The 20,055-nt window shown below is 69.2% G+C and carries 23 protein-coding genes; 18 read left to right on the top strand and 5 right to left on the bottom strand.

Translation table 11 applies throughout. The features are described from left to right. The first annotated feature begins 6 nt into the window (after window positions 1-6). The 4 genes from ACPCUW_RS17695 (at window position 7) to ACPCUW_RS17680 (ending at window position 3,527) form a co-directional block, all read left to right on the top strand. A complete protein-coding gene (locus ACPCUW_RS17695; protein WP_030513190.1) occupies window positions 7-459 on the top strand; it encodes a flavodoxin family protein in 453 nt (150 codons plus the stop codon). 125 nt (window positions 460-584) lie between these two features. Continuing rightward, window positions 585-1,241 (top strand): response regulator transcription factor, encoded by a 657-nt coding sequence (locus ACPCUW_RS17690; RefSeq protein WP_030513191.1) that lies wholly within the window; start codon window positions 585-587, stop codon window positions 1,239-1,241. Next, window positions 1,205-2,506, top strand: a complete 1,302-nt coding sequence (locus tag ACPCUW_RS17685; protein WP_146102133.1) for a sensor histidine kinase — start codon at window positions 1,205-1,207, stop codon at window positions 2,504-2,506. Before ACPCUW_RS17690 ends, ACPCUW_RS17685 begins: the two co-directional genes overlap by 37 nt. Beyond that, window positions 2,490-3,527: a hypothetical protein gene (locus ACPCUW_RS17680; RefSeq protein WP_423425980.1), complete on the top strand. Its 1,038-nt coding sequence runs from the start codon at window positions 2,490-2,492 to the stop codon at window positions 3,525-3,527. The genes ACPCUW_RS17685 and ACPCUW_RS17680 overlap by 17 nt, the downstream gene beginning before the upstream one ends. A 1-nt stretch (window position 3,528) precedes the next feature. Here the strand turns inward: ACPCUW_RS17680 and ACPCUW_RS17675 are convergent, their stop codons facing one another. Beyond that, a complete protein-coding gene (locus ACPCUW_RS17675; protein WP_423425979.1) occupies window positions 3,529-3,975 on the bottom strand; it encodes a hypothetical protein in 447 nt (148 codons plus the stop codon). Window positions 3,976-4,122: 147 nt separating this feature from the next. Here ACPCUW_RS17675 and dapA point away from each other — a divergent pair, with 147 nt between their 5' ends. The 4 genes from dapA to ACPCUW_RS17655 all read left to right on the top strand — a co-directional run bounded on the left by dapA (window position 4,123) and on the right by ACPCUW_RS17655 (window position 10,545). Continuing rightward, window positions 4,123-5,031: a 4-hydroxy-tetrahydrodipicolinate synthase gene (dapA, locus tag ACPCUW_RS17670; protein WP_063019211.1), complete on the top strand. Its 909-nt coding sequence runs from the start codon at window positions 4,123-4,125 to the stop codon at window positions 5,029-5,031. Continuing rightward, the gene (locus ACPCUW_RS17665) at window positions 5,028-7,088 is read left to right on the top strand and encodes an RNase J family beta-CASP ribonuclease (protein WP_423425978.1); all 2,061 of its coding nucleotides are present in this window, start codon (window positions 5,028-5,030) and stop codon (window positions 7,086-7,088) included. The genes dapA and ACPCUW_RS17665 overlap by 4 nt, the downstream gene beginning before the upstream one ends. 130 nt (window positions 7,089-7,218) lie before the next feature. Next, a complete protein-coding gene (locus ACPCUW_RS17660) occupies window positions 7,219-7,842 on the top strand; it encodes a TIGR03085 family metal-binding protein (protein WP_423425976.1) in 624 nt (207 codons plus the stop codon). 114 nt (window positions 7,843-7,956) lie between these two features. Then, entirely contained in the window at window positions 7,957-10,545 is a 2,589-nt protein-coding gene (locus tag ACPCUW_RS17655) for a DNA translocase FtsK 4TM domain-containing protein (protein ID WP_423425974.1), read from the top strand. A 16-nt stretch (window positions 10,546-10,561) separates the two neighbouring features. On the opposite strand, the gene ACPCUW_RS17650 is transcribed toward ACPCUW_RS17655, so the two are convergent. From ACPCUW_RS17650 to ACPCUW_RS17635, 4 genes are all read right to left on the bottom strand, one after another. Beyond that, window positions 10,562-10,987 (bottom strand): TIGR03668 family PPOX class F420-dependent oxidoreductase, encoded by a 426-nt coding sequence (locus ACPCUW_RS17650; RefSeq protein WP_423425972.1) that lies wholly within the window; start codon window positions 10,985-10,987, stop codon window positions 10,562-10,564. A gap of 36 nt (window positions 10,988-11,023) precedes the next feature. Next, window positions 11,024-11,434: a nuclear transport factor 2 family protein gene (locus ACPCUW_RS17645; RefSeq protein ID WP_423425971.1), complete on the bottom strand. Its 411-nt coding sequence runs from the start codon at window positions 11,432-11,434 to the stop codon at window positions 11,024-11,026. Window positions 11,435-11,498: 64 nt separating this feature from the next. After that, entirely contained in the window at window positions 11,499-11,801 is a 303-nt protein-coding gene (locus ACPCUW_RS17640) for a YciI family protein (RefSeq protein WP_423425970.1), read from the bottom strand. 17 nt (window positions 11,802-11,818) lie between these two features. Then, on the bottom strand, window positions 11,819-12,361 hold the full coding sequence (locus ACPCUW_RS17635; RefSeq protein WP_030513202.1) for an amino-acid N-acetyltransferase: 543 nt from the start codon (window positions 12,359-12,361) through the stop codon (window positions 11,819-11,821). A gap of 119 nt (window positions 12,362-12,480) precedes the next feature. Here ACPCUW_RS17635 and pgsA point away from each other — a divergent pair, with 119 nt between their 5' ends. The 10 genes from pgsA to ACPCUW_RS17585 all read left to right on the top strand — a co-directional run bounded on the left by pgsA (window position 12,481) and on the right by ACPCUW_RS17585 (window position 20,051). Beyond that, window positions 12,481-13,143: a CDP-diacylglycerol--glycerol-3-phosphate 3-phosphatidyltransferase gene (gene pgsA, locus ACPCUW_RS17630; protein WP_227463066.1), complete on the top strand. Its 663-nt coding sequence runs from the start codon at window positions 12,481-12,483 to the stop codon at window positions 13,141-13,143. Then, on the top strand, window positions 13,140-13,676 hold the full coding sequence (locus tag ACPCUW_RS17625; protein WP_369817534.1) for a CinA family protein: 537 nt from the start codon (window positions 13,140-13,142) through the stop codon (window positions 13,674-13,676). Before pgsA ends, ACPCUW_RS17625 begins: the two co-directional genes overlap by 4 nt. A gap of 147 nt (window positions 13,677-13,823) precedes the next feature. Further along, complete coding sequence (locus ACPCUW_RS17620; RefSeq protein WP_030513205.1) at window positions 13,824-14,195, top strand: helix-turn-helix domain-containing protein; 372 nt, start codon at window positions 13,824-13,826, stop codon at window positions 14,193-14,195. A 219-nt stretch (window positions 14,196-14,414) separates the two neighbouring features. Continuing rightward, window positions 14,415-15,227, top strand: coding sequence for a phage shock protein PspA (gene pspA, locus ACPCUW_RS17615; protein ID WP_030513206.1), 813 nt, complete (start codon window positions 14,415-14,417; stop codon window positions 15,225-15,227). Window positions 15,228-15,260: 33 nt separating this feature from the next. Then, window positions 15,261-16,751 (top strand): phage shock envelope stress response protein PspM, encoded by a 1,491-nt coding sequence (gene pspM, locus ACPCUW_RS17610; RefSeq protein ID WP_423425968.1) that lies wholly within the window; start codon window positions 15,261-15,263, stop codon window positions 16,749-16,751. 203 nt (window positions 16,752-16,954) lie between these two features. Then, window positions 16,955-17,128 carry a hypothetical protein gene (locus ACPCUW_RS17605; protein WP_030513209.1) on the top strand — a complete coding sequence of 58 codons (174 nt, stop codon included), beginning with the start codon at window positions 16,955-16,957 and terminating at the stop codon, window positions 17,126-17,128. A 158-nt stretch (window positions 17,129-17,286) separates the two neighbouring features. Then, window positions 17,287-17,997: a PIG-L deacetylase family protein gene (locus tag ACPCUW_RS17600; protein ID WP_423425966.1), complete on the top strand. Its 711-nt coding sequence runs from the start codon at window positions 17,287-17,289 to the stop codon at window positions 17,995-17,997. Window positions 17,998-18,105: 108 nt separating this feature from the next. Beyond that, a complete protein-coding gene (locus ACPCUW_RS17595; protein ID WP_063017423.1) occupies window positions 18,106-19,269 on the top strand; it encodes a glycosyltransferase in 1,164 nt (387 codons plus the stop codon). A gap of 46 nt (window positions 19,270-19,315) precedes the next feature. Further along, on the top strand, window positions 19,316-19,510 hold the full coding sequence (locus ACPCUW_RS17590) for a DUF3046 domain-containing protein (protein ID WP_030513212.1): 195 nt from the start codon (window positions 19,316-19,318) through the stop codon (window positions 19,508-19,510). Window positions 19,511-19,577: 67 nt separating this feature from the next. Continuing rightward, the gene (locus ACPCUW_RS17585; RefSeq protein ID WP_063017425.1) at window positions 19,578-20,051 is read left to right on the top strand and encodes a nuclear transport factor 2 family protein; all 474 of its coding nucleotides are present in this window, start codon (window positions 19,578-19,580) and stop codon (window positions 20,049-20,051) included. Window positions 20,052-20,055: the final 4 nt, after the last annotated feature.

The following is a 20,055-nucleotide window of genomic DNA, read 5'->3' as shown; positions in this document are numbered from 1 at the left end:
GCCTGGGTGCCGACGTTGCTGATCATCCATCACACGCCTTCGCCGTTCCTGCAGGACATGTTCGAAGCGGTGGTCGCGGGCGCCACCGACCCCGAGATCGAGGGAGTCGAGGTGGTGCGGCGGGCGGCACTGGCCGTGACCGCGAGCGATGTCCTCGCCGCCGACGGCTATGTGCTGGGCACGCCGGCCAATCTGGGCTACATGTCGGGCGCGCTCAAACACGCCTTCGACACTTTCTACTACCCCTGCCTCGACAGCACCCGGGGCCGGCCGTTCGGGGTGTACATCCACGGCAATCAGGGCACCGAGGGCGCCGAACGCAGCATCACGACCGTGACGACCGGGATGGGGTGGCAACAGGCCGCCGCACCCGTGATCGTCACCGGTCAGCCGGGCAAGGACGACCGGGAGAAATGCTGGGAACTGGGCGCGACGATAGCGGCGCAATTGACCGCCTGAGCCGGTGACCCGATTTCTGGTGTCTCACACGGATATCACCGGCACCGTCATACTCGACGGCAGGACGTCGCGTTCCCGGCCGGGGCGCGGCGTGGTGTTCGGGTTTCGGGAAGGGTGAGGACCATATGACGCCACCGCGGCGGATCGGTCTGGTCGAGGACCACGAGTCGGTCGCGCTCGGCCTGGCCAGCATGCTGGCCGGCGAAAGCGATCTGGAACTGGTCATCACCGCCGGAACCGTGTCCGAATTGCTCTCGGCGGCACCGGAACTGGATCTGGTGATCCTCGATCTGCGGCTCGCCGACGGTTCCACCCCGCAGTCCAATGTGCAGGCCCTGCGCGATCGCGGGCTCGAGGTGCTGGTGTTCACCGGAGCCGATAATCCGTTCCTGGTGCGCTCGGCCGCGCGCGCCGGGGTGCTGGGCGTGGTGCGCAAATCCGAGGATGTGCAGACCGTGGTCGCCGCGGTGCGCGCCGCCGCGAGTGGCGAACAGGTGGTCACCACCGATTGGGCGGCCGCCATCGACGGCGATCCGCAGCTGCGCGACGTCGGATTGAGCCCGCGTCAGCAGGAGGTGCTGACCCTCTACGCGTCCGGCGAGAAGGCTTCCCGGGTGGCGCGGCTGACCGGGCTCTCGGAACAGACGGTCAACGACTACCTGGGCCGGATCCGCCAGAAATACGCCGACGCCGGCCGCCCCGCGCCCACCAAGACCGACCTCTACAAGCGCGCGGTGGAGGACGGATGGCTTCCGGTGCCCGAACGCAACAACCAGGCATGATCGCGGTCGACGCACCCGGAGTCTTCGCGCGCACCGCAGCCGCGGCCCGCATCCGGGTTCCCGGCCGCGCGCAGGTGCGCTCCGATACGCCTGCGGTGGAGCGCGTCATGCGCCGGTTGGGGCTCTCGATCGGCGCGGGTGGGGTGATCATGGGCCTCGCCGATCTTCCGGAGATCACCGAGCAGGCGCGGTTCACGCCCGCCTGGTGGACGCCGAGTGCCAGCGCGCTGGCGTTCGGACTGTTCCCGGTACTGGCCGTGCTGTCGATCCGGTCGAGCCCGCGCACCATCCGGCTGGTGTCGAGTTGCGCCGCGGTGGCCTTCCTGTCCGCGGTGGCGACCATGCTGATCGGGCTCGACACCCACAGCATCGGCGCGAATTCGGTGTGGCTGTATCGGATGCTGCCACTCGGAGTGCTCGCGGCGACGTTGGCGTGGCCGGCGCTCGTCGCGGTGGCGTATCTGCTGATCGGCTCGGCGGCCGTCGCGTTGACGAATATCTATCTGGCGGAACAGTTCACGGCAGCGTCCGTGCTCAGCGCGTTCGCCCGCGCCGTCGGGTTGTCGGCGCTGTTCGTGTGGTGTGTGGTTTCGGCGTTGTCGGCCGCGGCCCGGGTGGACCGCGAATCGGTGGCGGCGAGTAGACAGGCTGCCGAAGCCGCCGCGGCCGCGGCCCGCGACAACGAGAGCGCCCGCTTCGCCGCCCTCATTCACGACGCCGTTCTCTCCACGCTGCTGGACGCCTCGCGCGGGAGCGAACCCTCGGATGTGTTGCGCCGGCAGGCCGAACGCACCCTGGACCAACTCGACGAGATCCGCGTCGAGTCGCGCGAACCCGATGTCCTCGACGCTCGTGCGGCCGTGACTTTCCTGCGCGCCGCGGTGCACGAGGTGAATGCCGGCATTCGGTTCACCACCAGGACCTGGCCGGGCTTCGACGACCTGCGCATGCCCGCCGCCGCCGCGCGCACCCTCGCCGCTGCCCTGGCCGAAGCGGTCCGCAACAGCCTGCGCCACGCGGCGGTGCCCGGTCGCGCGGTGACGCGCACAGTGACCTGCACGATCAGCGCGGGCAGCATCCGGGTCGTCTTCACCGACGACGGTGCGGGATTCGACGTGAACGCGGTCTCCGCGGACCGCCTCGGCATCTCGGTGAGCATTCTCGGCCGCATGCGCCAGCTGGCCGGTGGCGCCGGATTCGTGGAATCGCAACCCGGGGAGGGCACCGCTGTGACCTTGGTGTGGGGCGGTGACGGTGCGCACTGAATCCGGTCGTGAACAAGCGTTCGGGTTGCGTGAGCTGCTCGGACTGCGCGGCCCTACCGCGTGGCTGTTCCTGGTCCTGCTGGAGGGGACCATCACCCTCTACATGGTCCGCAACCTCGACTCCACCACTGCGCTGCCGGCGGTGACCGCGCTGATCGTGATGGTGGTGGGTGGTGCACTGGTGCTGGTGGTCCCCGGCGATCCGCTGCCCTGGGCCGTGACGATCTTCGTCGCCGCCGCCGGACCGGTCGCCACCGCCCTGACCTCGGTCGCTCCCGGCATACCGGAAACCCGCCAGATGGTGTGGACCACCTTCGCAACCTCGTATGTGCTGGCCGTGCTGGTCCTGCGCGGCCGGATGGGCACGGCGTGGCTCGGCGTGGCCGGAGTCGCGGTCGTCATCGGTGTCGACGGCGCGCGGGCCTGGCTGAACGCGAGCGCGATCGTCGCCGCGATCGTGCCCATCGGCACCGTCATCGCGATCTCGGTGTTCGCACAGATCATGCGGCCCACCCAGCGTTCGCTGCGGGGGTTGCGCGAGGAAGCGAGCGCCCAGGCCGCCGCGGAGGCGACGATGGCGGCCGCCGACGGCGAACGCACGCGGCAGCTGGAGCGCCTGGACCGGGTGGCCCGCCCGATCCTGGAACGCATCGCCGACGGCGCGGTCCTCACCGTCGGTGAACGGGAACAGTGCCGGCTCCTGGAGGCGGAACTGCGCGACGGACTGCGCGCCCCGCAGTTGATGACCGAGGAACTCAGCGGCGCCGCGCGGGGTGCGCGCGCACGCGGGGTGGAGGTCGTCCTGCTCGACGACGGTGGTTTCGCCGATGCGCCGAAGTGGTTGCGCGAACGCGTCATCGACGTCGCCACACGGGAATTGGACGCGGCCAACGCCGGTTCGGTGACGGTGCGCATCCTGCCGCCAGGTCGGCGGGTGCTGTCGACGGTGCTCGCGCAGGCGCCCGACCACGACCGCCGCACCGAGATCGGCCCCACCGGCACCGTGACGGTGATGGACTGACTCAGCTGTCGCAGCGCCCGGGGCCGCCCTTGCGCATCTGATCGCGCAGGGCGCCCTGTACCGCGCCGGAGAGCCAGGAATTCAGCGATTGACCGCTCTGGGTCGCGGCCTCCTCGGCGCGGGCCTTCAGATTCTCGACCATGCGCAGGGTGACCCGGCTGATGTCGCCGGTCATCTCCTCGAAGGTCGGGTGCGACTCCTCGCTCGCGGTGCGGCGTACCTCGACCTGCGCGTCGGTACCCGACAGTGAGACGCGCACCGTGCGATCGTCGAGGGTCGTGTTGACCTCCTCGGCCAGATCCGAGAGCGCGGCCAGCAGCGTCAGCCGCAACGAATTCTCCGTGGCGGCGGCCAGGGCCGCGGCGGTCGCCTGGGTCTTCTCGTCGCCCAGGGCGGCCGCCGCGATGAGGTCGTCGCGCAGGCGGGCGGTGTACTTGTTCAGATCCATGACATCAGTATGACGTCATTTGTGACATCATGCCACCGCCAGGATGTCGTCACGGTCGCTGTCATTGCTGGAATGTGACCGGAATGTCTGCCGATATCACGGGCGACGGTTCGGTGTCGTCTCCGCGACCGGGTAGCCTTTCTGACCATGACGAACGGTGAATCGACGCGAAGAGAGCTGCGCGCGTCCGGCACGGTCGGTGTCGCGATGGTGACCCCCTTTACCGCCGAGGGCAAGCTCGATGTCGATTCCGGCGTCGCGTTGGCCGCACGCCTGGTCGACCGCGGTGTCGACCTGCTCGCCATCTCCGGCACCACCGGGGAATCGCCGACCACCACCGAATCGGAGAAGTTCGACCTGCTGCACGCCGTCGTCGACGCCGTGGGCGACCGCGCCACCGTCATCGCGGGCGCCGGCACCTACGACACCGCGCACAGCATCGAGCTCGCTCGCAACGCCGAGCGTGCGGGTGCGCACGGTTTGCTGGTGGTGACGCCGTACTACTCGCGTCCGTCACAGGAAGGCCTGCTGGCGCATTTCACCGCCGTCGCCGATGCCACCGATCTGCCGGTGACGCTCTACGACATTCCGCCGCGCTCGATCGTGCCGATCGCCCCGGATACGCTGCGTCGCCTGGCCGAACATCCGAATATCGTCGCGGTGAAGGACGCCAAGGGCGACCTGGGCGCGGGGGCGGAACTGATCGCCGACACCGGACTGGCCTACTACTCCGGTGACGATGTGCTCAACCTGCCGTGGTTGTCGGTCGGCGCGGTCGGATTCATCAGCGTGATCGGGCATTTGGTGCCGGAGCGGCTGGTGCAGCTGCGCGACGCGTACGCGGCCGGTGAGGTGACGCTGGCCCGTGACATCAACGCCAGTCTGTTGCCCGTCAACCGCGCGATGGCCCGCGTCGGCGGCGTGGCTCTGATCAAATCCTCGCTGCGACTGCTCGGAATGGAAGTCGGCGAGCCGCGGCTGCCGCAGCTGATGCCCGTGGGTGTGAACTTGGAATCGATCGTCGCCGAACTGCGGCTGGCGGGAGTGCTTGCATGAGTGAACCGGTGAACCGTCGTCCGCGCCGGACCGCGAGCCGAGCGGCGGGAGCGCCGGCTCCGGCGCCGCCGCCCGCGCCGCGCAAGGAACCCGAAGCGCCTGCGGTGCAAGAGGTTTCAGCGCCCGCGACGCAACAGGCGCCGCCCCCGGAGCCCGTGCGCGCCGCCGAACCGGCCGTCGAGCGCCGGACCGCCCCTGAGCGACGCGAATCCGCTCCCGCGGCCCAGCGCGAAACCGCTCCCGCGCCACAGCGCGGCGAGTCGGCTCCCGCGCAGCGCGGCGAGCAGACCGGCGACCGGGGCCGTTCCCGGCGTTCCGGCCGGGGCCGCCAGTCGGGCCGCGGTCGTACGGAACAGGCTGCGCCGCAACCGGTTTCGTCGGCATTGCCGATCGGGATGCCGCCCAAGCTGCCGAAGCAGGGCCTGCGCGTCTACGCCCTCGGCGGCATCGGTGAAATCGGCCGCAATATGACCGTATTCGAATACGACGGCGCGATGCTGATCGTCGACTGCGGTGTGTTGTTCCCCGAGGATCAGCAGCCCGGCGTCGACCTGATCCTGCCCGACTTCCGGCCGATCGAGGACCGGATCGACGAGGTGGCCGCCGTGGTACTGACTCACGGGCACGAGGACCACATCGGCGCGGTGCCGTTCCTGTTGCGGCTGCGTCCCGACATCCCGGTCGTCGGTTCGAAATTCACGCTCGCGCTGGTGGCCGCGAAATGCCGCGAACATCGCCTGCAGCCCAAGCTGATCGAGGTCACCGAGGGCCAGCGGACCACCCATGGCCCGTTCGACTGCGAGTACTTCGCGGTCAACCACTCCATTCCCGACGCCATCGCGGTCGCGGTGCGCACGCCGGCCGGACTGGCCCTGCACACCGGTGACATCAAACTCGATCAGTTGCCGCTCGACGGCCGCCTCACCGACCTGGCCGGGTTCTCCCGCCTCGGCGACGAGGGCGTGGACCTGTTCCTGGTCGATTCGACCAATGCCGAGGTCCCCGGTTTCGTCACTCCGGAACGGGAGATCGGCCCGGTCCTCGACAGTGTGATCGGCAAGGCCAAGGGCCGCGTCATCGTGGCCTCCTTCGCCAGCCACGTCCATCGCATCCAGCAGGTCGTCGACGTGGCGCAGCGCTACAACCGCCGGGTGTGCTTCGTCGGTCGTTCGATGGTCCGCAATATGCAGATCGCGCAGGATCTCGGGTACCTGAACATTCCCGAGGGCATCGTGGTCGATCTGGATCAGGCCGCGAATCTGCCCGTGCACAAACTGGTGCTGATCTCCACCGGCTCGCAGGGCGAACCGCTCTCGGCGCTGTCGCGGATGGCACGCGGCGACCATCGTCAGATCAACATCCGCGCCGACGATCTCGTGGTGCTGGCCTCCTCGCTGATCCCCGGCAACGAGAACGCGGTGTTCGCGGTGGTCAACGGCCTGGCCCGGCTGGGCGCCACCGTGGTGACCCAGCAGAGCGCGAAGGTGCACGTCTCCGGGCACGCCTCGGCCGGTGAGCTGCTCTACCTGTACAACGCGGTCCGCCCCACGAATGCCATGCCGGTACATGGCGAGTGGCGGCATCTGCGCGCCAATGCCGCGCTCGCGGTGGCGACCGGCGTGCCCGAGGAACGGGTCATGCTCGCCGAGGACGGTGTGGTGGTCGACCTGGTCGACGGCATCGCCTCGATCGTCGGCCGCTATCCGGTCGGGCAGGTGTACGTCGACGGTTTGTCGGTCGGCGACGTGGGTGAATCGACGCTGTCGGACCGTCTGGTGCTCGGTGAGGGCGGTTTCATCGCGATCACCGTGGTCGTCGACGAGACCACGGGCAAGGCGGTCAGCACGCCCGAGGTCAGCGGCCGCGGCTTCTCCGACGATCCGGGTGCGCTGCTGGGTGCGCAGGAGCTGGTGGAGGCCGAACTGCTGCGCCTGGCCGGGGAGGGTGTCACCGATACGCACCGCATCGCACAGGGTGTGCGGCGCGTGGTGGGCCGCTGGGTCGCCGACACCTACCGCCGCCGCCCGATGATCGTGCCGACCGTCATGGGCGTCTGATCCTTCGATGTGGCCCCGCCCGCAGCGATGAGCCCGGGCGGGGCCGCTGCGCAGTGCCGATGAAGCGCAGGGACACCTGCGGGGTGACGCTGCCTACCTCCACCGGGCTCGGAACCATTACGCTCGGCCCATGAGTATGGCTCAACGGGAACGCCGGGCCCTGGTGTCGACCATGACGGCGGTCGGTCCCGACGCCCCGACCCTGTGCGGTACCTGGACGGTGCACGATCTGGCCGCGCATCTGGTGGTACGAGAACGCCATCCCGCGGCCGCGCCGGGGATTCTGCTGAAACCCCTTGCGGGATACCTCGATTCGGTGCAGGCGAAGGTGTCCGAGACGCCGTTCACCGAACTGCTGGAGCAGATCCGCACCGGGCCGCCGTGGTGGTCGCCGCTGAAGCCGGTCGACGCCGTGGTCAACCTGACCGAGATGTTCGTCCACCACGAGGACGTGCGCCGCGCCGACCCGGAGTGGAAGCCCCGCACCTTGTCGGCCGAGGACGAGCGCAAGTTGTGGTCGGCGACGCGGCGGATGGCGCGGATGGCGTATCGCAAATCCCCGGTCACCGTCGTGCTGGCGACGCCGGATGGTGATCGCGTGACGGCGCACAACGTCGGCGGCGATGCGGTGGTACTCACCGGGCAGCCCTCCGAACTGCTGCTTCACGCATTCGGGCGCAACGAGGTCCGCATCGATGCCGCCGGCGGGGTCGACGATGTGGCCGCGGTCTTCGCCTCCGATCGCAGCGTCTGAGGCCTTCGCGCGCGTCGTTTCCGGCCGCTGACGGCGTTGTGAGGTCGGCAATGATGTGGTTGGGATGGGTGTTGCGGATGGTCCCGATGGGGCTGTTGCGGCTAGCCTGAGGTCATGGCAGGTAAGTCCCGCGGCACCACGACGTCGAGTTCGCGGGCGGGATCCACCCGGGGGCGGGCTCCGGCGCGGACTCGCTCGGGAGGCGGACGCGCCCGATCGGCGCCGCGCGGCCGCACCACCGCGGCCCGCCGGCCGGTGCGCCGGTCACCGCAGACCGCGCCGCTGGCGGTGCTCGGACGCGGTATCGGCAACGGCTGGTCGGTGCTGGCGCGCGGATTCGGCGCCACCACCCGCACCATCAGCCGCGCCGGGGAGATCGAACACGGTCACCGCCGCGACGGAATCGCGTTGGCGCTGGTCGCTTTCAGCGTCGTCATCGCGGCGGCGGTCTGGATGTCGGCGGGCGGTCCGGTGGGGCACTGGGTCGACACCGCGGTGCGCGCGATCGCCGGATCCGCCGCGGCCGTGCTGCCGTTCGTGGCCTCCGGTATCGCGGTGGTGCTCATGCGCACCGAACCGCGGCCCGAGATCCGGCCCCGGCTGGTGCTCGGCGGATTGCTGGTGGGACTGCCGGCGCTCGGAATCTGGCATATCTTCGCGGGCGCGCCGGCCGATGCGCACGGGCGCGCCCATGCGGCGGGTTTCGTCGGCTATGTGCTGGGCGGGCCGCTGCGCAACGGGCTCACCGCGTGGCTGGCGGTGCCGCTGCTGTTGCTGGCCATGCTCTTCGGACTGCTGCTGGTGACCGGGACGACCGTGCGCGAGGTCCCGCACCGGCTGCGTGAACTGTTCGGCCTGCCCGATCCCGAATACGGCGACGACTACGGGCAATACGGGCTCTACGACCCGGAAAACTATGACGCCGACGGCTTTCCGATGCACAAGAGCCGTTCCTCGCGGCGTGGCCGCACCCCGGCGGAGAATTATCCGACCGACGAATTCGGTGGCGCCGACGCCGTCACCGAGGTTCTCGGCGAACCGCCGTTGCGCGATGCGAAGGATATCGCCGAGCCGGACGAAACACCGCCCCCCGCAAGCAAACCCAAGACGCGCAAGCCGCCGAAGGTCGTCGACCAGACACCCGAGCCGCAGCCTCCGCAGCAACTGGAATTCGTCACCGACCGCGAGGTCGACGGGGATTATCAGCTGCCGCCGCTGACTCTGCTGACCGACGGCGATCCGCCGAAGAAGCGCAGCGCCGCCAACGAATCGATGATCGAAGCGATCACCGAGGTGCTGGTGCAGTTCAAGATCGACGCGGCGGTCACCGGTTTCGTGCGCGGTCCGACGGTCACCCGGTACGAGGTCGAACTCGGCCCCGGTGTGAAGGTCGAGAAGATCACCGCCCTGGCCCGCAATATCGCTTATGCGGTGGCCACCGAGAATGTGCGTTTGCTCGCACCGATTCCGGGCAAGTCGGCGGTTGGTATCGAGGTGCCCAATGCCGACCGCGAACTGGTCCGGCTGGCCGATGTGCTCAAGGCGCCGTCCACGCGAAACGACCACCACCCCTTGGTGATCGGCCTCGGCAAGAACATCGAGGGCGAATTCGTCTCCGCGAATCTGGCGAAGATGCCGCATCTGCTGGTCGCCGGTTCCACCGGTTCGGGTAAGTCGAGTTTCGTCAACTCCATGCTGGTCTCGCTGCTGGGCCGCGCCACTCCGGACGAGGTCCGGATGATCCTCATCGACCCGAAGATGGTGGAACTCACACCGTATGAAGGCATTCCGCATCTGATCACGCCCATCATCACCCAGCCCAAGAAGGCCGCCGCCGCGCTGGCCTGGCTGGTAGAGGAGATGGAACAGCGGTATCAGGACATGCAGGCCAGCAAGGTCCGCCACATCGACGATTTCAACAAGAAGGTGAAATCGGGCCAGATCACCACGCCGCTGGGCAGCGAGCGCGTGTACCGGCCCTACCCCTACATTTTGGCGATCGTCGACGAGCTGGCCGATCTGATGATGACCGCGCCGCGCGACGTCGAGGACGCCATCGTGCGCATCACCCAGAAGGCGCGCGCGGCCGGCATCCATCTGGTGCTGGCGACGCAGCGGCCCTCGGTGGACGTGGTGACCGGCCTGATCAAGACCAACGTCCCCTCCCGGCTGGCGTTCGCGACGTCCTCGCTCACCGACTCCCGCGTCATCCTGGACCAGCCGGGTGCGGAGAAATTGATCGGTATGGGCGACGGCCTGTTCCTGCCGATGGGCGCGTCCAAGCCGACCCGATTGCAGGGCGCGTTCATCTCCGACGAGGAGATTCAGGCCGTCGTCGACTTCGCCAAGAATCAGGCCGAACCCGAGTACCAGGAAGGCGTCACCACCGCCAAGGCCGGGGAGAAGAAGGACGTCGACCCGGATATCGGCGACGATCTGGATGTCTTCCTGCAGGCCATCGAACTGGTCGTCACCTCGCAGTTCGGTTCCACCTCGATGCTGCAGCGCAAATTGCGCGTCGGATTCGCCAAGGCGGGCCGCCTGATGGATCTGATGGAGACCCGCGGCGTGGTCGGCCCGAGCGAGGGCTCCAAGGCGCGCGACGTGCTCGTCAAACCCGATGAGCTGGACGGGCTGCTGTATTCGATCCGCGGCGGGGGAGAGGCGGAGCCGGCGGCCGAACCCGATGCGATCGATGCCTAGGCTCCGGGCGTAGGCCTCACTCGGTGTAGGCCCAGCCGGTGACGGTACGGATCTCCACCCGGATGACCGGTCCGCGCGGGGCGTTGCCGCGATACTGCGGGTATTTCGCGGTGAGCCAGGCGATCGCCTCCGCGCGCTCGGCGTCGCCGGTGGCGACGGCGGCGGTGCCGTCGAGCCGGACCCACCACAGCCGCGACCAGTCCTCGTCGTATTCGTCGGCCAGCACGGAGACCCGGTTCTCGGCCGCGATATTGCGCAGCCGCCGCAAATCCGTCGTCGATTTGGGCTTCTGATCGACTGCGGTGACCAGGATGCGGCCCGTCGGGGAGAGCGCGAAGGTCACGGGCACCAGATGGGGCCGGCCGGTCGGATCGGTCGTACCCAGCCGGGCCACGCGGGCCGCGCGAACTCGCGTCAGCGCCGTATCGGGGTCCAATCGCACCGGTTCACGGTAGATCGCCGGACGGCGCGGTGTGGCCTACAGCGTCGCGTTCTCTCGCTGGATCTGCTCGGCCGCCTCCGCCTGGATGCGCTCGAACTGCGCACCCATCGCCGTGGCCAGGGCATTGGCCGCCGAGAGTGGGCGGACCATCACCATCAGATCGTCGATGCGGCCCGCCTCGTCGGTGTGGATGAAATCCGCACCGGTGACGTGCTTACCGTCGACGGTCGCCTCGAAAATCAGCGTCGAGTCGTGCCCGTCGGTGATCTCGCGGACGTAGCGGAAGTCCTCGAACACCCGCATGACGCCGCGCAGAATCGCGGCGGTGATGGCCCGGCCGGGATAAGGCTTGAACGCCACCGGGCTGGTGAACACGACGTTCTCGGCGAGTAACGCCTCGATCGCCGCGCTGTCACGTGCCTCCACGGCCTGTCGGAATGCCTGCATCGCCACCTCGCATATGCAACTGGTTGACTATGCCGAGCATCGTAGCGGGCTTCGCCGCGCCTGCCTAGGCGTTCGGCGTCGCCTGTGCCGAGAAGGCGCCCATCACCGGGGTCCATTCCAGGAATCGCTTCGCGTCGATCAACCCCTCCCGGGCGAACGGATCGGCCGCGAGCAGCTCCTCCAACGCCGCGGCATCGTCGGCGCGGAACAGCAGCAGCGCGCCGGAGCCGTCGGCATACGGCCCGGTCGACAGGACCACACCTCGGTCGACCAGATTCGACAGCCATTCCCGATGGCGGGGCCGATGCTCGTCGCGCCCGGCGGCGGTGGCATCGGAATAGGTGTAGTGGACGGCGAAGATCGGCACGCGAGCTCCCGAAAGATTCAGAGGGTCAACAGCATTCGAGTATTGCCGAGGGTGTTCGGCTTGACGTAGCTGAGGTCGAGGAATTCGGCCACACCGGTGTCGTAGGAGCGGCACATCTCCGCGAACACTTCCGCCGTGACGGGCGTGCCGTCGATCTCGGCGAACCCGTGCCGGGAAAAGAACTCCACCTCGAAGGTCAGCACGAACAGTCGCTGCAGCTGGAGTTCGCGGGCGGTCGCGATCAGCTGATCCACGATCAGGCGCCCGACGCCCTGTCCTTTGGCATCGGGGTGGACCGCGACCGTACGCACCTCGCCCAGATCGGCCCACAGCACGTGTAATGCGCCACATCCCACCAGGCGCCCGTCGACCTCGGCCACCCAGAATTCCTGGACCGACTCGTAGAGTGTGACGAGATTCTTCTCCAGCAGAATGCGGCCCGCGTAGACGTCGACGAGGCTTTTGATCTCGGGCACATCCGAGGTGCGGGCGCGTCGGACGACCACGGTGCCGGGGCCGGTGGCGCCGATCGAATCAGTGTGGTGTGCCCGCGTCGTCATGGGGTGCACAGTAGTCGGGTCGTTAACCGATAGTCTGGTGGAGTGCCGCACATCTCGTCCGCCCGCCTGCCTCGATCCGCCGGGGGCCGCGGCTGCGTGCATTCCGGCCGGGGGTGCCGGTGAGCGTGCAGAGCGACGACATGGACCGGACCTGGGCCGAGGCCGGCAGAGCGCGGGCGAATCTCGTTCCGCCGCAACCGAAGCGGACGGTCGAGCCGTCCGCGGTGCCGCTGATGAACATCGCCAACATTCTCACGGTCCTGCGCATCGTGATCGTGCCGATCTTCCTGCTGGCGCTGTTCGCCGCCGGCGGCCACGACACCGGGTGGCGGATCGCCGCGGCCGCGCTGTTCGGCGTCGCGGCCATCACCGACCGGATCGACGGACAGCTCGCGCGCAAGTACGGACTGGTCACCGACTTCGGCAAATTGGCGGATCCGATCGCCGACAAGGCGTTGATCGGTGCGGCCCTGATCGGGTTGTCGGCACTGGGCGATCTGCCGTGGTGGATCACTGTCGTGATCTGTGCCCGCGAGATCGGCGTGACGTTGCTGCGACTGGCGGTGGTGCGCCGCGGCGTGATTCCGGCCGGCCGCGGCGGTAAGGCCAAGACCCTGGTGCAGTCGGTGGCGATCGCCGTTCTGCTGCTGCCGCTGGCGGGCGCGTGGGCGAGCGCCGGAATGGCGCTGATGTATGTCGCCGTGGTGCTGACCGTGGTGACCGGACTGGATTACGTGGTGCAGGCGGCCCGATTGTGGGCGCGGCCGGTCGAGCGGCGGTGACGACGGTGGGCACCGAGGTGGCCGCCGCCGACCCGCTGGCCGCTGTCCCCGAGGCCGGCGAACTGGTGGCGACGCTGACCCGCATCGGTCAGACCGTGGCCACCGCCGAATCCCTGACCGCCGGTTTGCTCGCGGCCACCATCGCGGGGGTGCCGGGAGCCAGTGTGGTGTTGCGCGGCGGAGTGATCGTCTACGCCACCGATCTCAAACATCGCCTGGCCGGCGTGAGCGAGGACACCTTGGCCACGGACGGGCCGGTCGCGGCGGGAACCGCCGAACAGCTCGCCGTCGGCGCGCGCACGGTGTGCGGGGCCGACTGGGGGATCGGATTGACCGGCGTCGCCGGGCCGGACCCGCAGAACGGCTGCCCGGTCGGCACCGTCTTCCTGGGGCTGAGCGGGCCCGAAGGGACCGAGGTGGTGCGGTTGCAGCTGGCCGGGGACCGGTGGACGATCAGGATGAGCGCGGTTCGTACGGCCGTCGCGGAGCTGCTGCGCCGCGTCGGTGGCGGCGACCGCACCGGCACCGGCTGACGACGGCTTTCCGGTGGCTGCCGATCGGTTCCCGCGGACGGGAACCAACGGGGTGGCATGCGACGTTGGCACTGTAGACGGAGGGGTGCGTCACGCTCGACGGCGGTCGCGCTCGGCCCGGTGAGGCGAGAACGTGAGGAGAACGAGATGACGCTGCTTCGAGAGGCCATCGGCGAGAGTCTGCGGCGCGCTCGGATCGCCCAGAGCCGGACCCTGCGCGAGGTGTCGACGTCGGCACGCGTGAGCCTGGGCTATCTGTCCGAAGTCGAACGCGGCCGGAAAGAGGCCTCGAGCGAGCTGCTGGCCGCGATCTGCCAGGCGCTGGACGTGCCGCTGTCGCAGGTGCTGGTCGACGTGAGCGCCACCATGGCCGACGCCGACGCCCCGGCCCCCGCGACGGAGACCGCCGACACCGCGCCCGCCGCGAGTGCGTCGGCCCGTGCGGGAATCGCCGAGGACACCCGGATCGTGATTCCGGCCCCGAAGGCCGAGAAACTGGTCTTGGTGCAAGCGAAGTGACTCGCCGCGAACCGGCGATCACAACTGCCGGCGCCGGATCGGCGCCGGCAAGGCTGTACGACGGAGCGGAAACCGATAGATTCTCTGTAAGCGTCGGTTACGGGTGGTTCGGCAGCCCGGATCCGATGCCGTGGAGGATAGGGACACAGGGGTGCGTGACGGTCGCGCACCGCCGCCGTGCTGGGGCGCGGCGTAGTCAGATGGAGGCGGGATCAATCGATGGCTAATCCGTTCGTGAAGGCCTGGAAGTACCTGATGGCCCTCTTCGATTCGAAGATCGAGGAGCATGCGGATCCGAAGGTGCAGATTCAGCAGGCTATCGAGGAAGCCCAGCGTCAACACCAGGCCCTGTCGCAGCAGGCCGCGTCGGTGATCGGTAACCAGCGCCAGCTGGAGATGAAGCTCAACCGTCAGCTCGACGAGGTCGAGAAGCTCAACGCCAACGCGCGCCAGGCCGTCCAGCTGGCCGATCAGGCCAATGCCGCCGGCGACGCCGACAAGGCGATCCAGTACACCAACGCCGCCGAGGCGTTCGCGGCCCAGCTGGTCACCGCCGAACAGTCCGTCGAGGACCTGAAGGTGCTGCACGACCAGTCACTGCAGGCCGCCGCCCAGGCCAAGAAGGCGGTCGAGCAGAACGCCATGCTGCTGCAGCAGAAGGTCGCCGAGCGCACCAAGCTGCTCAGCCAGCTCGAGCAGGCCAAGATGCAGGAGCAGGTCTCCGCATCGCTGCAGCAGATGGATTCGACGCTGTCCGCTCCCGGCAGCACCCCCAGCCTGGACGCGGTGCGCGAGAAGATCGAGCGTCGCTACGCCAACGCGCTGGGCGCCGCCGAGCTCGCGCAGAACACCGTGCAGGGTCGCATGATGGAGGTGCAGCAGGCCAGCGTGCAGATGGCGGGCCACAACCGCCTCGAGCAGATCCGCGCCTCCATGCGTGGCGACGCGCTGCCCTCGGGTGACTCCGCCGGTCAGTCCATCGCCAACCCGGCTCAGCCGCAGGTGAACAAGGGCCAGGCCGCGCAGCAGTAAGGCGCGTAGCGGGTCGATCGGAAGGCTGGGCAGATGGGACGAACGCGGGCAGGTAACGAGCCCGCGCCGACCCGTGCGCGGCCCTGGTCCCGATCCGCTCGCGGCGCCGCGTCCGCGCCGCCCGCCTCCGCCGCACCGTCGGCCGATGCGGCGCGGACGCCACTGACGACCTCCCCACCCGTCGCCGACGCCGCCGCGTGGCAGTCGATCGCCGAATCCATTGAGCGGCATCGGGTTTCCGCTGCGGCCACGCCTTCACCGGCTTTCGAGGAGAACGCGGTGACCGGCGTCGACGATCCCTCGCCGCCGGGCGTGACCACATCCGCCGCGTATGCCGAGTCCGAAGGTGCCGGTGCGCACCGTCGATCGTCCGAGGCGGTGGACGACAAGGGCGCGGACCGGAACTCCCGGACCGAGGGCCGAGACGTGAACATCCGTCGCCGCGCGGCGCGCGAGATTCTGCGCGGTCGTCGTGTAGCGCCGTCCGGTCGTCGGTCTCGTCGGCGTGGCAAGGCTCCCGATATCGAATCCGATGGCGGCCGGACGATAGTCGATCCCGCATCGGACACGGACAACCCGAGCGCTCACGGCGTCGACCACGAGATCCGTGAGCCGGACGGCGGGCCCGCTTGGTCGCCCACCGGATCACGCGGAGCCGGTGGGAATGCGCGCGAGCGCCGTCGTTCGCCTGGCCGAGGTGCGTTTCGCGATCCCATCGCCCACACCGTGGCCGCGGAGGAGCCGCTCGCACGCGCCGGGCGGGTTCCGGGCACGCTACGCGACGCCGGGGAATTCGCCTTGCATGCGGTCCGGAAGTGGGCCGACCCGCGGGAGCGGGAACTTCGCCGCCGGCGGCGGGTGCGGCGACGCAGCCTCCGCTGGAGCGCGGCCTCGGGCGTGACCGCGCTGGGAACGGCCGGACTGGTCGCGATCTCGGCGCCCGTGTGGGCGGTTGTGGTGGTCGGTGGCGGTGCGGCCGCGCTGGTGACCGGCGCGGCGGTGAGCACCCGCCGATACCTGGAGTTGCGTCGAAACCCCTTGCCGCCCGCGGCGTTCGTACCCCGGCGGCTGCCCGCAGCGCAGTCCGCGGCGCGGGCGCCCATCGCCCGGCTGGTCCGGGCGGAACGCGCCTTTCACGCCCTCGGCCGTCAGATCGAGGCGAGCGGGCGAATCCCGGCCGACGATTTCGCCGACACCGTGGCGACCGCGGCATCCGGCGCGGCCGCCCTGCACGCTCTCGCCGGGGATATCGCGGCTATGGAAAAGGCGCTCGCGGTGGTTGCGACCTCGCATGCCGGGGCGGGATTGCGGCAGCAATCGGGCGCGATGGTCGGCCGGCTGGAATCCGGCGTGACCGAATACGAGCAGCTTGTCGCCGCGGTCGGTCAGATCCTGGCGGCCGGGGCGAGCGAAGCGCCGACACCGGTGGACGAATTCGGCTGGGCCATGTTCACCCTGCGCGAGGCGGCCGACCGACTGGACGGCTGGGCTCAGGCCCTCACCGACCTCGCCGACCGGCACTGAGTGCGGGCGCCTGGGCGGCGTCGGGTCCCTGGGGCCGGTGGCGCCGCGTTCAGGGCCGATCCTCGCGGCTGATCCGGCTAGGGGTTCACCCTGATATTTCCCGGATATCGGTTGTGACCTGGTGATTTTCCGGCGTCGAGTTGACAGTATGGAGGAGTCGGATCGCGTTGACGGCGGTTCGGAAACCTTCGGGAGGAATGGACATGTTCTGGAAGATTCTGGGCGTCGTCGCGCTCGTGTGGCTGGCGCTGATCGTGATCGGCGCGCTGGTCAAGGCGTTGTTCCCGATCCTGATGATCAGCGTCGTGGTCTTCGGCCTGTACCTGCTGTACAAGGCCGTCTCCGGCTCGAACAAGTCGACGGTCACCAAACTGTAGTGAGCCAACCCAGGGCCGTTCGGTACGAATACCGAACGGCCCCTTGCTGTTTCGCGACGGCGAAGCCGATCTCTCGGTCGTGTTAGCGTTTCCGAGCGGTGCACGTTCATGGATCTCGGCCGCCTCGATTGTGAACCGACGGAGCGAAGCGGAGGCAAATGTTAGACCTACCCGAGGATTGGGAGCGCGGTCTGGTGATCGTCGCCCATCCCGACGATATCGAGTACGGTGCCGCGGCCGCGGTGGCGCGCTGGACGAAGCAGGGTAAGCACATCCGGTATCTGCTGGCGACCAGCGGTGAGGCCGGGATCGCGGGCCTGCCGCCGGCCGAGTGTGGTCCGGTGCGGGAGCAGGAGGAGATCGCGTCGGCGCGCGCGGTCGGGGTCGAGGATGTGGAGTTTCTCGGCTATCCGGACGGGCGGATCGAGGGTGGGCTCGGTTTGCGCCGCGATCTGGCCGCGGCGATCCGGCGGCATCGACCGGAGATGGTGGTGTTGTTCAATTTCGGCGACACCTGGGCGCCGGGTTATGCGAACAGCGCCGATCATCGCGCGGTGGGGCGCAGTGCGCTGGACGCGATCTCGGACGCGGGCAACGAATGGATCTTCCCGGAGCTGGCCGAATTGCCGATCTGGACGCCGCGCTGGGCGGCGGTGGTGGGTCCGGTGGTGACGCATGCGGTGGATGTCACCGATACCGTTCGGGCGGCAGTGGATTCGCTGATGCAGCACAGTCGCTACCTGAGCGCGCTGAGCGATGAGCCGGTGGCGGATCAGGCCCGCGCCATCGTGGATCGGGCCACGGGACCGCAAGCGGGCTTCGATGCCGAGCGGGCGGTCGGGTTCGAGTTGTACCACTTCGCCGACTGATCGCCGGCACTGTGAGCGGCCACGATCGTCCTGGGCGCCGTTCATGACCGTCGGGTAGCTGTGCCCGCCCGGCATCGGGCAGGGAGGGGGTATGGCAGGGTGGGGCGCATGCGAGTGGCTGTCGTCGCGGGTCCGGATCCGGGTCATGCGTTTCCGGCGATCGCGCTGTGCCTGCGGTTTCTTCAGGCGGGCGATGATCCGGTGTTGTTCACCAGTCCGCGCTGGTTCGATGCGGCGCGGGATGCGGGCATCGCGGTGCGGCGGTTGAAGGGTTTGGCGCCGCGCCCGCAGGACGACGACGCCGACGCCGGCGCGCGGATCCACGAACGCGCGGCGCATATCTCCTCGGAGATCCTCCCCGATCTCAGTGCGATGCTGCCGGAGCTGGTGGTTTCGGATGTGCTTACCGCCGGCGGTGGGATGGCCGCCGAGCGGCTGGGGGTGCCGTGGGTCGAGTTGTCGCCGCATCCGCTGTATCTGCCGTCGAAAGCGTTGCCTCCCATCGGCAGTGGGCTCGCGCCGGGGGAGGGCCTGCGTGGGCGGATGCGCGATACGGTGCTGCGCGGGCTGACCGCGCGCGCCATTACCCGCGGTGAGCGCCAGCGTGGAGCGGCCCGGGCGAGTGTGGGCCTGCCGGAGGTGGATCCGGGTCCGGACGCGCGGTTGATCGCCACGCTGCCCGCTCTGGAGGTCGAACGGCCGGATTGGCCCGCGGACGCGCACGTGGTGGGGCCGCTGTTGTGGGAGCCGACCTCGGAGCTGCTGGCGCCGCCGCCCGGCGACCGGCCGCTGGTGGTGGTCGCGCCCTCGACCGCCCGGACCGGGTTCGATGATCTGGCGACCGGTGCGTTGGAGGCGCTCGCGGACAGTGCTGTGCGCGTGGCGATTTCGATGCTCGATACGCCCCCTGCGGATCTTCCGCCGTGGGCGACGGCGGGTCTGGGACGGCAGGACGAGCTGTTGCGCCACGCCGCCGTGGTGGTCGGCGGCGGGGGACACGGATTGCTGGCCAAAACTCTGCTCGCCGGCGTGCCGATCGTAACGGTGCCCGGTGGCGGGGATCAGTGGGAACTGGCCAATCGTGCCGTCCGCCAGGGGAGTTCGCTGCTGGTGCGGCCGTTCACCCCGGAATCGCTGCGCGCGGCGGTGCACACCGTTCTCGGCGACGAGTCCTATCGCAAGGCCGCCGCCGCGGCCGCGGCCACCGTCTCCGATGTCGCCGATCCGATCGACATCTGTCACCGCACGCTGGATCGGGCTCGCGCGAGCTGACCGCACGCCCGCCGGCGGTTCGTGCGCGACCGGTACCCTCGGCACGGTGCGGTTGACTGAATTTCAGGAACTCTTGCATACCGAATTCGGCGTCGCCCGCGGCGACCTGCTGCTGGCCGATCATGTCCTGCCCTCGATGAACGGCCGTACCGGCGCCCAGGCGATCGAGGACGGTATCGACCCGCGCGAGGTCTGGCGGGCCTTGTGCGCGGAATTCGACGTACCGAAGAACCGCTGGTGAGCGCCGGCCGTCGGCTGCGTCACAGCGACCTTGACCTCGAGCTTGCTCGAGGTTGCAGGGTGGTCGCATGGATACCGAGATCACCGAGAACCGGATTCGGGAACTACTGGACCGGTCCGAGATAACCGACCTGCTGGACCGCTATCTGCGTTCGCTCGACGAGGGTGTGTTCGACGACCGGTGGGCGCGCACCTACTACACCGAGGACGCGACCGCGGAGATGCCGATCGGCACCGTCCACGGCCGCGACGCCGTACTCGCGCACATCCGGCGCGGGATGGCGCTGTTCGACCGGACCGTTCACCTGGGAACCAACGCGGTGATCGAGATCGACGGCGACCGCGCCACGGCGCGCGGCGCCCAGTTGAGCACCCATGTCCTCGCCGATGGCTCCGAGGCGGTGTTCATCTCTGCGGGCCATGCCGACACCGAATTGGTCCGCACAGCCGACGGCTGGCGGATCCGGGCCTCCTCGCTGCGCATCACCTGGACTCAGGGAACCCCGCCGCGATTGCCGGCGGGGCTCGGATCCGAAGGGTGACCGC

Source organism: Nocardia sp. AB354, from assembly GCF_049538315.1.
GTDB classification, from domain to species: domain Bacteria; phylum Actinomycetota; class Actinomycetes; order Mycobacteriales; family Mycobacteriaceae; genus Nocardia; species Nocardia nova.
The sequence above is the reverse complement of the archived record's forward strand: the minus strand, read 5'-3'. Positions and strand labels throughout refer to the sequence as shown.